8 protein-coding genes are annotated in these 13,919 nt (G+C 45.9%); 3 read left to right on the forward strand and 5 right to left on the reverse strand.

The annotated features are described in order from the left end of the window. Positions 1–96 precede the first annotated feature (96 nt). From prpC to prpF, 3 genes are all read left to right on the forward strand, one after another. Positions 97–1,221, forward strand: a complete 1,125-nt coding sequence (gene prpC / locus O9X84_RS06465) for a bifunctional 2-methylcitrate synthase/citrate synthase (protein ID WP_269518839.1) — start codon at positions 97–99, stop codon at positions 1,219–1,221. Positions 1,222–1,232: 11 nt separating this feature from the next. Next, entirely contained in the window at positions 1,233–3,824 is a 2,592-nt protein-coding gene (gene acnD, locus O9X84_RS06470; RefSeq protein ID WP_269518840.1) for a Fe/S-dependent 2-methylisocitrate dehydratase AcnD, read from the forward strand. A 609-nt stretch (positions 3,825–4,433) separates the two neighbouring features. After that, positions 4,434–5,615, forward strand: a complete 1,182-nt coding sequence (prpF, locus tag O9X84_RS06475) for a 2-methylaconitate cis-trans isomerase PrpF (RefSeq protein WP_269518841.1) — start codon at positions 4,434–4,436, stop codon at positions 5,613–5,615. A gap of 140 nt (positions 5,616–5,755) precedes the next feature. Here the strand turns inward: prpF and O9X84_RS06480 are convergent, their stop codons facing one another. From O9X84_RS06480 to O9X84_RS06500, 5 genes are all read right to left on the reverse strand, one after another. Next, positions 5,756–7,372, reverse strand: a complete 1,617-nt coding sequence (locus tag O9X84_RS06480) for a sodium:solute symporter family transporter (RefSeq protein WP_269518842.1) — start codon at positions 7,370–7,372, stop codon at positions 5,756–5,758. Positions 7,373–7,442: 70 nt separating this feature from the next. Continuing rightward, complete coding sequence (locus tag O9X84_RS06485) at positions 7,443–9,158, reverse strand: PH domain-containing protein (protein ID WP_269518843.1); 1,716 nt, start codon at positions 9,156–9,158, stop codon at positions 7,443–7,445. Beyond that, a complete protein-coding gene (locus O9X84_RS06490) occupies positions 9,158–9,709 on the reverse strand; it encodes a PH domain-containing protein (RefSeq protein ID WP_269518844.1) in 552 nt (183 codons plus the stop codon). Before O9X84_RS06490 ends, O9X84_RS06485 begins: the two co-directional genes overlap by 1 nt. Before the next feature lie 207 nt (positions 9,710–9,916). Then, a complete protein-coding gene (arcB, locus tag O9X84_RS06495) occupies positions 9,917–12,271 on the reverse strand; it encodes an aerobic respiration two-component sensor histidine kinase ArcB (protein ID WP_269518845.1) in 2,355 nt (784 codons plus the stop codon). 126 nt (positions 12,272–12,397) lie between these two features. Then, positions 12,398–13,405, reverse strand: a complete 1,008-nt coding sequence (locus tag O9X84_RS06500) for an N-acetylmuramoyl-L-alanine amidase (protein ID WP_269518846.1) — start codon at positions 13,403–13,405, stop codon at positions 12,398–12,400. Positions 13,406–13,919 lie beyond the last annotated feature (514 nt).

Below are 13,919 nucleotides of genomic sequence, written 5' to 3' on the forward strand. Positions count from 1 at the left end.
GTGTACATTTAACAGCGACTAAGGAATCCGTTCCTTTTTCATAATAGATTTTTTTACTAACGTACCTTACAAATTTAAAAGACCGGAGATTACAAGATGGCTAAACAATTAAGTGGCGCGGGATTACGCGGCCAAGTTGCAGGTAAAACAGCATTATCAACCGTAGGCAAATCAGGCTCGGGTTTAACGTATCGCGGCTATGACGTAAAAGATCTTGCCAATAAATGTCAGTTCGAAGAAGTCGCTTATCTTATCTTAAAGGGCAAATTGCCTACTCAAGCAGAGCTAGACAGCTATAAAGAAAAGCTTCGTGGTATGCGCGGCTTACCTGACGCACTTAAAGAAGTGCTTGAGCGCATTCCAAAAAACGCACACCCAATGGATGTACTTCGCACTGGTTGCTCTATGCTGGGTAACCTTGAGATGGAAAAGAGCTTTGATGAGCAGCAAGAAGCCACTGATCGTATGCTGGCGTGCTTTCCTAGCATTATTTGTTACTGGTATCGCTTCTCTCACGACGGCGTTCGCGTTGAAGTTGAAACCGATGACGACTCCATTGGCGGCCACTTCCTGCATATGCTTCACGGCGAAAAGCCTCGTGAACTTCACGAACAAGTAATGCATGTATCACTCATTCTTTATGCAGAGCATGAATTTAACGCATCAACCTTCACAGCCCGCGTATGCGCGTCAACCCTATCCGATATGCATTCGTGCGTAACAGGTGCCATAGGCTCACTTCGCGGTCCACTTCACGGTGGCGCAAACGAAGCCGCTATGGAAATGATTGAAGGCTTTACCTCTGCCGACGATGCCGAAGAAAAGATGATGGGCATGCTAGCGCGCAAAGAAAAAATCATGGGCTTTGGTCATGCGGTGTATGCTGACTCAGACCCTCGTAACGGCATTATTAAAGAGTGGTCTGAAAAGCTATCTGCTGATGTGGGTGACTCTGTACTTTACCCTGTTTCAGTGCGCTGTGAAGAAGTCATGTGGCGTGAAAAGAAACTGTTCTGCAACGCAGACTTTTTCCATGCCTCTGCCTATAACTTCATGGGTATTCCTACAAAACTATTTACACCAATTTTTGTCATGTCTCGTTTAACAGGCTGGGCAGCTCACGTAATGGAACAACGTTCTGACAACCGCATTATTCGTCCATCAGCAGACTATACCGGTGAAGAACTTCGTCCAGTGCCAGCTATTTCTGACCGCGCATAAGGTAACCATTTATGAATATTGATTACCGTAAACCCTTACCTAACGCGAGTATCGATTACTTCGATACCCGCGAGGCGGTAAATACGATAGAGCCAGGGGCTTATGAAAAGCTGCCCTACTCTTCTCGGGTATTTGCTGAAAACTTGGTGCGCCGCTGTGCACCTGAGCAACTTAATAAAGCGCTAGAGCAGTTAATCTATCGCAAACGCGACCTAGACTTTCCTTGGTTTCCAGCTCGTGTGGTATGCCATGATATTCTCGGCCAAACCGCACTGGTTGATTTGGCGGGTTTGCGAGACGCCATTGCAGCGAAAGGGGGCGATCCGGCCAAAGTGAACCCAGTGGTTCCTACCCAGCTTATTGTCGACCATTCTTTAGCTGTTGAACACGCAGGTTTTGAAGAAGACGCTTTTGAGAAAAACCGCGCCATTGAAGACAGACGTAACGACGATCGTTTTCACTTTATTAATTGGACGAAAACAGCGTTTAAAAATGTAGACGTTATTCCTCCAGGTAACGGCATCATGCACCAAATCAATTTGGAGCGTATGTCGCCTGTTATTGAATCTCGCGACGGCGTGGCGTTTCCCGACACCTTAGTAGGAACAGACAGCCATACTCCTCATGTAGACGCGCTAGGTGTTATTGCTATTGGAGTGGGTGGACTTGAAGCTGAAAGCGTCATGCTTGGTCGTGCGTCTTACATGCGTCTACCTGACATTGTGGGTGTCGAGTTAACCGGTAAACCACAGCCTGGTATTACTGCAACTGATATCGTATTGGCACTTACTGAATTCTTGCGCAAGCAGCGAGTAGTTTCTGCCTTCTTAGAGTTTTATGGCGAAGGCGCTTCACACCTTACTCTTGGCGATCGTGCCACCATTTCGAATATGACGCCAGAGTACGGCGCCACTGCCGCTATGTTCTATATCGACCAGCAAACCATCGATTATTTGCGCCTTACCGGTCGTGAAGAAGACCAAATAGCCTTGGTAGAAAACTACGCGAAGCACACGGGCTTATGGGCTGATGATTTAAAAACCGCTGAATACGAGCGCGTACTCACTTTCGATTTATCGTCAGTAGGTCGTAACATGGCGGGGCCATCTAATCCACATGCTCGCTTAGCGACTAGCGACCTTGCGAGTCGCGGCATTGCGGCAAAGTGGGAACAAGAAGACGGCAAAATGCCTGACGGCGCGGTTATCATCGCTGCCATTACAAGCTGTACCAATACGTCTAACCCACGCAATGTGATTGCTGCTGGTCTTATTGCTCGAAACGCAAACGAACGCGGCCTCACCCGCAAACCGTGGGTAAAAAGCTCGTTAGCGCCTGGGTCGAAAGCAGTTAAGCTTTACCTTGAAGAAGCTAACCTGATGAGTGAACTTGAAGCCCTTGGCTTTGGCGTAGTGGCTTTTGCTTGTACTACGTGTAACGGCATGAGTGGTGCATTAGACCCTAAAATTCAGCAGGAAATCATCGACCGCGACCTGTACGCCACCGCAGTACTATCGGGTAACCGTAATTTTGATGGTCGTATTCATCCCTATGCCAAACAAGCGTTCTTAGCATCGCCACCTCTGGTTGTTGCTTACGCGATTGCCGGTACCGTTCGTTTTGATATCGAAAAAGATGTATTGGGTATTGATAACGACGGCAACCCAGTAACGTTAAAAGACATTTGGCCAAGTGACGAAGAAATTGATGCGATTGTTGCCAAAAGCGTTAAGCCTGAACACTTCAGAAAAGTGTACGAGCCAATGTTCGACTTAAGCGTAGATTATGGCAGTCATATTGACCCGCTCTATGAATGGCGCGAACAAAGCACGTACATCCGTCGCCCACCCTATTGGGAAGGCGCTATGGATGCAGAACGCACCATGACGGGTATGCGTCCCCTTGCCATATTAGGCGATAACATTACTACCGATCATTTATCTCCCTCTAATGCCATTATGGCAGACAGCGCGGCGGGCGAGTATTTGACGAAAATGGGATTACCTGAAGAAGACTTTAACTCTTATGCAACCCACCGAGGGGACCATTTAACTGCCCAGCGTGCCACGCTTGCTAACCCAAAAGTGTATAACGAGATGGTGCAGGAAAATGGCGAAGCCAAGCAAGGCTCTCTTGCCCGCGTTGAACCCGAAGGCAACGTTGTGCGCATGTGGGAAGCTATTGAAACCTACATGACCCGCAGACAGCCTTTGATCATTGTTGCTGGCGCCGACTACGGACAAGGCTCGTCACGAGACTGGGCCGCAAAAGGCGTGCGTTTGGCAGGTGTTGAAGTGATTGCCGCGGAAGGTTTTGAGCGTATTCACCGCACCAACTTAATCGGAATGGGCGTGCTACCGCTAGAGTTTAAACCGGGTACCACCCGCAAAACACTCGAGCTAGATGGTACTGAAACCTATGATGTTAAGGGCGAGCCGTCACCAGGAGCAACGCTTACTCTTGTGATAAACCGCACTAATGGCGAAAAATTAGATGTTCCAGTGACGTGTCGATTAGACACCATGGAAGAAGTCTCTATTTACAGCGCTGGCGGCGTATTACAACGCTTTGCAAAAGACTTCTTAGAAGCCGAGGTTGACTAATTTGCTCTGATTGACGAGCGAGCACTAAGCCGGGTTTGGGACACGCCGTAAATACGTCCATGTAGGCACCCAAATTCGCACCTATGTGGATTGAGTCAAATCAGCCATCGCAATAGGAAGGTAAGTGAGTTAGGTGCAGGGCACGCTGTAAATACGTCCCTGCAGGCACCCAATTCGCATCCGTGTGGATTGGGGCGAATCAACTTTCGCGAGGGGAAGGCAAGTGAGTTAGGTGCAGGGCACGCCGTAAATACGTCCCTGTAGGCTCCCAATTCGCATCCATGCGAATTGAGGGCCCTGAACCTAACTCACCAGCCTTCTTTAGCGAAGGTTGTAGTTTTTACTTGGAGTTTGGGTCAAATTAACCATTCTCTCTTTTCAGAACATTTTGATTCGAATGTTAAGCGAGGAGCGAGAGCTTAGGTGAGACCTTCGGGCATGGACTAAACACTCTCCTCTAACGAAGTTTAGTTATTTTAGAGGGAGTTTGATTGCGATTTGAAACCCTCCAGCCGCATGGATGCGGCTGGGGAGCGTACATGGATGTATTCACCGCGTGTTTCAAATCGCAATCAAACTTCCCCTTACTCAAAAGAAAAAGGAATAAACATGACACAGTATGCGCCACAGCTTCGAGTACCAGCTACCTACATGCGCGGCGGTACGAGTAAGGGTGTATTTTTTAATTTAACGGATTTGCCAGAGGCAGCTCAAAAACCTGGGGCAGCGCGAGACGCCCTACTACTTAGAGTCATCGGAAGTCCAGATCCTTACGGTAAACACACCGATGGCATGGGCGGGGCGACATCAAGCACCAGTAAAACCGTGATAATTAGTAAGAGTGAACGAGAAGGTTACGATGTTGATTATCTTTTCGGCCAGGTTGCCATCGATAAACCCTTCGTAGATTGGAGCGGAAACTGCGGTAACTTAACTGCAGCTGTAGGTGCATTCGCCATTAATAATGGTCTCGTTGATAAAAGTAAAATTCCAGACAATGGCATTGCTGTTGTGCAGATTTGGCAAGCAAATATCAATAAAGCTATTATCGCTAACGTTCCCATTACTAATGGCGAAGTACAGGAAACCGGTGACTTTGAGCTTGATGGCGTAACGTTTCCTGCAGCAGAAGTAGAAGTCGCTTTTGTGGACCCGGCCGATGGCGAGGGTGCTATTTTTCCTACGGGAAGACTGGTAGATACCCTTGAAGTCCCAGGAGTGGGTTCGCTGCATGCAACTATGATAAACGCTGGCATTCCCACTATTTTTATTAATGCACAAGACATTGGTTATACCGGTACCGAGCTTCAAGACGATATTAATAGCAACCCTGATGCGTTGGCCAAGTTTGAAGCAATTAGAGCCCATGGCGCAGTAAAAATGGGCTTGATCACCGACATTGGTGAAGCGGCCAGTCGCCAGCATACTCCTAAGGTTGCTATGGTTGCCCCACCTTCGCCATATAAAGCGTCTAGCGGAAAAGATATTTTGGGCTCTGATATCGATGTATTGGTTCGCGCCATGTCCATGGGCAAACTGCATCACGCTATGATGGGAACTGCCGCGGTTGCCATAGCAGCCGCCGCAGCAATTCCGGGCACACTAGTTAATTTGAGTGCGGGTGGTGTTGACCGTGATGCCGTTGTCTTCGGCCATCCATCAGGCACATTGCGCGTCGGTGCAAAAGCTGAGTTTTCAAATGATCGTTGGCATATTGCACAAGCAACCATGAGTAGAAGTGCTCGGGTGCTGATGGAAGGCAATGTGAGAGTGCCTGCACCACAAATTTAGCTAATTTTTAGACCGCCAACTTATCGAACGCTCATTGTTATGGGCGTTTTTTTTTGATGTAGATGTGTTTCGCTTAAACAGCGCATTTTACCGACACGCCCTAGTTTTATTGAGCTGTTTTAAACACCTTTCATTAATAGCTATGCAAACCAATCAGGCATTTTCCAACACACGAACACAAGTAATAAAAAATAGCTTAGCAACACTGCCTTCACCGCAGGTGTGAGAACCGAATGCTTTTTGGTAGCAATGCTTTCTTTGATTTCACTTTGCTCAGTGCTCTCAATGCTCTTGGAATGAGCGTCGTTTACACTTCCTCCCGAGCGTAATTGTGAAGCGAGTAAAGCCATTACAATGGCTGTCACAAATCCTATGACATTCCACCAAAACCAAAATATGTTGTGGATGAAAAACGCAATAACGATATTGGTGAACACCCCTGTGACCAAGCCTAGGTTTACATCAAACCCTCTCACTACTTTGCTTAACATACCAAGGAGAAACACTGCTAACACAGGGCCAAAGAATACTGAGCCAACTTTATTGATTGCTTCGATAACAGTAGGCGCAATATTGCCAGCATTTAAAGATAAAATAAGAATAATAACGCCCCACACAATTCCCATCACTTTCGCAATAAACAGATATCGCTGTGGCTCTATGTCTTTATTCAGCGCCCGACTAATATCCTCACCACTTACCGCGGCCAACGAATTAATAGCAGAGCTCAGTGATGACATTGCCGCAGCAAGTATAGCGACAACCAACAAGCCAATAATTCCGTGGGGTAAATAATTGAGAATGAATATAGGCATCAGCCAATCTGGGTTATCAGAGGGGATCTGATTTAAAAAGCTCGGGTCAGAGAAGGCGAGCGTGCCAACTATCAAACCCGACATGCAGTACAAAAGCGTTATTGGGAAGCGCAGAAGCCCATTCGCGACCAACATTTTTTTAAGGTCTGTTTCGTTTTTTGCTGAAAGTGCTCGCTGCGCCTCCGATTGGTCGCAGCCATAATATGAGGCATACAGAATAACTCCCCCCATAACCATTGGCAAAAAACCAAAGCCGTCGCCATTAAAACCTAATGATGAAAAATTTATTGCGATAGTACGCTCTGCTGGAACGCGTTGTAAGAACTCAGACACGCCGCCAAGCGCCTCAAGCCCGACAACCGCACATATAATTGTACCCAGCACGATGATGACCATTTGAATAGCATCACCGTATACCACTGCTTTCATACCTCCTTGCAAAGAGTAGAGCAGTGTAACCACACCAATGAGTGCGATTGCGTGCCAGGCCTCTATCCCCATCGTACTTTGCAAAATAATAGTGAGCGCATACACCATAATACCAGTTGAGAAGGCTCTGCTACACTGGAATACAACGCTGATGATAAGGCGTGTTGATAGCCCGAACCTACGCTCCAAATAGTCGTAAATACTGACAACGCCGCTGCGATACAAAGTAGGTAGTACAGTGCCAAGGAGAAACAACATCGCCAAAGGAACGGCCAATTCGTAAGTTAGCCAAATGAGGCCGCCCCCTTCTCTAAACCCAACAAAGGCCGGAGCAGAAATAAAGCTTACTGCAGAAAGCTGAGTGGCCATTACCGATAAAGTAAGCGGCTTCCAACCCAAGTCACGTCCGCCCAGAAAGTAAGCTTTGCTAGATGATTGACCTCTTAATAAAAAACCTACAAACAATAAACCTAATAGGTAAAAACAAATAACGGTGTAGTCGAGAATATCCATATAAAGTGAAATTGTAGTTCACGGTGATAACACCATTACATAATTTACGAGCTTTTGCATGAGTAAAGTATTACATCCATGACTTACGCGTAGACTCCACCTCATAAAGCACGCTGTCAGCAAGCGCTTTAACGTAATGCTCTGGCAAGAAAGGAACAGTAACCGCCCCTGACGCTAATACAAACTTGATGGACGCAAGTTGATGCCGTCGCATAAACACACTTTGCTTAACAATAACTTGTTGTATTTTGTATGGCTCAAAACATAGGTAGTCAACACCAATCCGCCCTCGCCTCACGTATACGTATTTGCCATCGGCCGCTATGCCCCACCGCCACCAGCGCAGCGTGAGTAACAGGCCCCCTGCAACCAAAAGCCCGATAGAGCCAAGAAAAATGTCGAGCTGAGATGAGACAATACCAACAATAAACAATGCTAAAATGGGTACGCTCCACGCTACTATCAACCAGTGCAGAATAAAGCGTTTGCTAACGCTTAGATAATCATCGCGGTGAAGTTGGCAATCAGGCATGACTTCTTGGCTAAGCTCAACCGCTTCCTGTTCGGTAACCGATGGCACAATAAGCTTATTGGGCGACATCAGTTCTTGTACTTGCTGACCTGCCGTGGAATTTTGCTCAAAATACAAATTAACTCGCTTGAGTATTTTGTCGAGCCAGTCTTGTTTAGCGGTAATCATTTGAATGCGCGACGCACGCATGCTGACTTCTTGTTTATTCAATAGACCGCTGCGGCGAATGTATCTGTCGTCAGAGCGCGAGAGGGTATATCCATAAAACGTGAATAGTGCTCCACCCACGCTAAGTAGCGCCATGGCAGCCATTATCATCATAAGGATCACAAACGCATAAAGCCCAAACTGCCACCATGCGACGGTTTGTTCACCCACGAGTTGGTTAAGCTGTAGGCCTTTATCCGCCAACCAGTCAGAGACTAAACCTATAGCGTCATCGTAAAAAGGGGCTGCGGCACCGAGTATTATCCACACCCTGTTATTGGTAATGCCATGAATGACAATATCGCCAATAGAGCGGGTATTGAGTACCTCCTCACTCTCTGCACTATCGTTCTCTAGCATGTCCCTTTCTAGCTTTTTCTTTTCTAGCATGTCCCCTGCTAACGTGCCAAAGTGAGCCGCCCCATTATCACTAGAAAGATGCTCGGGAGTGCTCTGATCTGATTTTTTAACTGGGCTTTGAACTGAGCTCTCATTTAAGTTTGAAAATGAATGGGCGGAGGAATACTCTTCTTTCTTCTTTTCAGCCAGCACTTGCTTTCTAAGCGCATTGGCATAGGAAACCGGCACCGCTACTATATTAGCTTCTTCTTTACCGCTTCCTGCGGTATCCAGCACCACTAATGCATAGCCAAACGGACGATAATAGAAGGGGTGCTCTATTTTTACGTTCTGAATGCGCCAAAATGGTAAATTAGTATAGCGACGTTGAAATACGCCAGTTTGAATCTCAACATGCTGATTGTGCACGCGAAAGGTGTACATAAAAAAGCTTACCAGGCCACTGCCCACCGCCAGCAACACCAAGGTGCCTATGGCAATATACGCCTCTGGCGAGTTTAGCTTGGAGAGTACGTTAGAGCCTATGGCCAACGCGGGAATAATATAAATAAGCCCTTGGGCAGAATTTTTAATGTTGCGTGCCGAGAAATATAAGATAGCGATGATGGCTAAGCGCTGCCACGCATCACCGGTTTCTACTTTGACTGAACTCCCAGCATTCGATGAGGTAATCTCTTGCTCTTCCACTATCGGGCGCTCACATCTTTATGATCAAGAATAAACTGCCTAATTTGGTTGGCCTCATCAATTTCAAGCCCAGGAATTTCAAAGGTATGCATCTCACCGCCAGCTGAAAAAACCTGTAACGAAGCCAATCCAGCCCATCTATCAAGTGGGCCTCGCTTTAACTCAACATGCTGTACACGAAGAATAGGCTGACAAGATAACTGCCGAAAGAAAAGGCCCGACTCCTTACTTACATCTTGCTCTCTAACAGCAAATTTCACCTTCTTGTCGGCAAAAAAATGATAGGTAAACCACAAAAAACCCAACGTGAAAATGACTAGGCACGCATAGGGGTAGGCATTGTGAAGGTCGTCTGGCACACGAAACCAAGGTTGATATTTTGCTACGGATAGCGCGCCGAGCAAAAGCACAGTGACGGTGGAGCATACGCCTAAATTAATGGTGCGATACTTTTTCGACACTGGCGTTAGCGCCAGTAAATCTAACGCGGGTAAATTCTGCTGAGAAAGCGGTTCGTTAGAAAACTCGGCCGCCTTTGACGCTGAAAACATACACCTTATCCTTGTAAAAATTTACGCAAGCTCACTGCATCGCGTTATTGCCAGAGCGGCCAAATGCCCCAACCAGTAATTCAAAAAGAATAAAAAGGGAGCATCAGCCCCCTCTTCATTTCTAGTAGTTGCTATTAGTCAACCACTGTAATCGAACCACTCAGCTTAGCCTACACAGCTGATATGCTACATAGTCATAGCAGTGCACTAGTCGTCAAATTGCTGTTCGTTAAGCCAGCTATTCAGCCCTTTCATATCGTGCTGCACTGCCATTTGTAGTTCTTCCACCCAGTCATGAACGTTCTCCCACCATGTAGGGTGATCGCCCTGCTGAATTTGGTTAGCAATACGCTGCACTCTCGCTAAACCAACCGAGCCCGCAGCGCCTTTGATTTTATGGGCTTGAGAACACACCTCAGACTTTTCATCAGCGGTTAAGCTAAGCTGCAGTATTTCCATGTATTCAGGCATTTTCTCTTGGAAAACTTTCACACTCGCCCGAACCATGTCATCCCCTATGGTATCCACTAACATCTCTAACAAGTCCATATCTAAAATGTTACTTAATGTTTTGTTAGGCTGCACTCGTTCCACCTGCCCCTCTATTTCTAGCGGCGCTGGCGGCGCATGGAACAGGTCATTAAATACTTCAATAACTCGAGATTTTTTGATTGGCTTAGCGATAACATCGTCCATGCCGTTCTCTAAGTATTCATCACGCTTTTTAATGACGTTAGCGGTTAGTGCAACAATGGGGGTTTGCATCACTAAATCTTCTTCTATTAGCGTGTTGGCCACATCAAACCCGGTCATATCCGGTAGCTGAATATCGAGTAAAATCAGATCGTACTGCGTCTCTCTGGCTTTATCTAGAGCTTCCTGCCCCGTCATCGCAACATCAACACGCTGCCCAAGTTTTTCAAGCAGCGCTTTGGCTACCATCACATTAAGCTCTATATCTTCCACCAGAAGAATATTTAATCCCGTTACCTCAAGCTCAGCCACTTTCATTGGGCTGTTTGATATTTGCACCGGCAAGATGATCTCAAAGCGAGTACCTTTGCCTACGCTACTGGTCACGTTAATTTCACCGCTCATCAAATCGACCATTTGCTTACAAATTGCCAAGCCAATGCCGGTACCTGTGGCCGATTGGTGATCGGGGTGATCAACTTGATAGTACATCGCAAAAATTTTGTCTATATCGCTTTCTGGAATCCCCACCCCAGTGTCTTCCACAATAAAGGTGACAAAGGCTTTGTCATTCTCTGGCTTAGTCGCAGATACCGACAGGCTCACGTGACCTTTTTGAGTAAACTTCACCGCGTTGAAAAGAATGTTCCAGAGAATCTGGCGCAATCGCGTACCATCTATTTCAACTAAACGGGGCAAGGGATCTTTAATTGCGGTTTTAAATTCAAGCTGTTTATCACCAGCCAATAAGCGAATAATACTGCTAAGTTCTTCCGTAAAGTCTTTCAGCGATATAGTTTTCAGGCTGAGCTCTAGTTTGTCTCGGCCTAACTTATCGAGGTCGATAATATCGTTAAATATATTACCTAACGTAATGGCACTGGCGTAAATGGTACTCACCCAACCAAACTGCTCTTCGGAAAGCTCAGTATCGCGAAGCATCCGGCTTAAACCCACAATACCGTTTAGCGGCGTGCGCAACTCATGACTAATTGTGGCAATGAAGCGGGTTTTGTCTGTGTTGGCTTTTGCCGCCGCATTTTCCGCTTGTTTACGCTCGGTCATGTCTCGCCCGAACGATAACAAACCAAGTCGATTGCCTTCTTTGTCGAAAAACGGAACTCGCTTCATTTCGAAGTAGCGACGTCGCCCATCGGCAAACTTAAGCCACAGCTCTTCTGTAATACTGGCATTAGTCTCAAGTACTTCGTTATCACTGGCTACAATCTGTCGCGCTAATTCTTCTTCGTATACATCTTCTGGAGTTAATCCAAGCAGCTCAAGTTCAGTTTTCCCCGTCATTAGCTCTGCAATACGATTGCAGCCTGCAAACTGTCCTTCTTCATTGCGGTAATAGATAAGATCTGGAGAAGCATCGATGATAGAACGTAATAAGGTAGACAGCCTGCGCGCCTGAGATTCCTGCTCAGACTTATTTTTAATTTCTTGCTCTAAGTCTTTAAACAGTCCCTCGCGCTCTTCTTGAGCAATTTTTCGCTGTTCAATTTCATGATTCAGCTGTCGAATATTGGTTTGCAACTCGCGATTCAAAAACACATCTTCTTCGCGCAGGCTCTCAAGTTGGCTAACCACCTCTTTAAGATTTGTACGTGAGTTTTCGAGTTGCTTTATCAGTTCACTAAAAAAGTACAACACCCAAGGTGCTGACAGCATTGTTAAGATTACTGCGCTGATAAAGTCGTCAGGCTGCACCTGGCTGCCTAGGCTTACGCGTATCACATACGAGCCGCCAAGGGTAAATACCAGTGAAAATACAACAAATAGTATGCTTAATTTTAGTGTGCCAAATCGCTGCACAAATTGGGCAAAGCGGATAGCCCATGAATCGTTTGGAGAGTCTGAATGCATATACGTCTAGTCTATAACCATTTTGTCCTATCCTATCAGTCTTTCTGACGTTCTGGAATCCACGAGTAAACGCACCTCACTTTACTGTTCGAATTTCAAACACATAAACCACAGCTTCGCATATTTTCACCGTTTCTGTTTAACAAAAGTAAGGTACTCGTTGCACACCCAGCCTTCCGCGGTGTACGCAACGCGAGACCACGTATCGTCTCGCTCTAATACCCTTACTACCTGCCCCGAGGTCAATTGACTACTTGCCTTAGTAAACTTTGTGCCAGGGCCAAACCTCACATTTAAACGTTTCACGCTAACAATGGCAGATGTATAAGGAAAGTCTTGTGGCGCTGTGATGGGCTTTCGCGACACAGTTAGCGGTTTATCATTAGTAAATTGCAATGAAGGTGGTAGCTCTCGGGACAGTTCGTCTACGGTGACATCAGAGGGTTGAGCGGTGAGATAGCGGCGAAGTTGGCGAAGTGGAAATGCAGGCCCAGGATCGAACTTTCTTCCTGGTGAAATTTCTTCGTGTCCAAGTACGTAATTAATATGGTAGGTGTTACACAACAGCCTGCATAAATCGAAAGTACGTTGAAGCTGCACCTCGCTATATCGGTGCCAAAACAAAGAAGGATGTGCGCTTGGGTTTTCTTGCACATCACTGTTATTGTTTGCGCCAAAGCGGCTTTTGGAATTGGAGTGCGAATTTTCAATGAAGACGTCGTCAGGGTGAAAACGCTTTCCAAACCAGCTAACAAATTCACCATTTTCATCTTTATCTAATGGACCGGCATTATCTAATTCTATGCCTATGGCGTAGTTATTAAGTTGTTCTCGGTCAGCAAAACTACTCTGCCCCGCATGCCAAGCAATGACGTTAAATGGGAGTAATTGTGTCACTTCTCCATTTCGTCCTATTACAAGGTGGGCTGATACTTTACTGTCTGGGTTTAGCATATAGTCAACTGACGACGACACACTACCGCCGCCCGTAAAATGAATAACCAAGGTATCGGGCTGCCCTTGTAAAAACTCACCGGAGCTATTGGGCGAGGTCACATGGACTATTTCACTTCCGTTTAACCTATTGTTTGTAATACGAAGTGCATCACGGGGCGCTGAGTATGTGCTTGTCATTACCGAATCCCTATGGTGTGTTGTATGAGTAGCGAGGACAGCACGCCCTAAAGCAGCGCTCACTTTTTAATCAATTCAACCTAACATAGCAGTTTACTAATATGAGTGAAAGAATTTATTTACTAGTAAATAAAAATACAGAAAACACGCTTTTGACTGTATAAAACAACTCAATCACTGAATATTTATTCAAAACGAAATTTCAAATGAGAAGTATTATCATCTCCATCGTGTTTAAATTTTGCATGAATATTTTTATAACATTATTGTTACAAACCTAAATCAGCCTCCGTATAACATTGAAATTACATAGCTTTTTCAGACTTATACTAATTCATTAGTGATGTAGCTTTTTTTGCGTTTGATTTTAGTTTTCAATGTGGGTATTTTGTACGGCCCGCATCGCATCAATGCATAAAAATGCGGAACGGCTGGAATCCTCTAATAATAATTAACGACAAGAAAGACGCATGCGCTGAGATACATTGCTCAAGCGCTAAAAGATGTCTAATTA

Source organism: Alteromonas sp. BMJM2 (assembly GCF_027257845.1).
GTDB lineage: Bacteria > Pseudomonadota > Gammaproteobacteria > Enterobacterales > Alteromonadaceae > Alteromonas.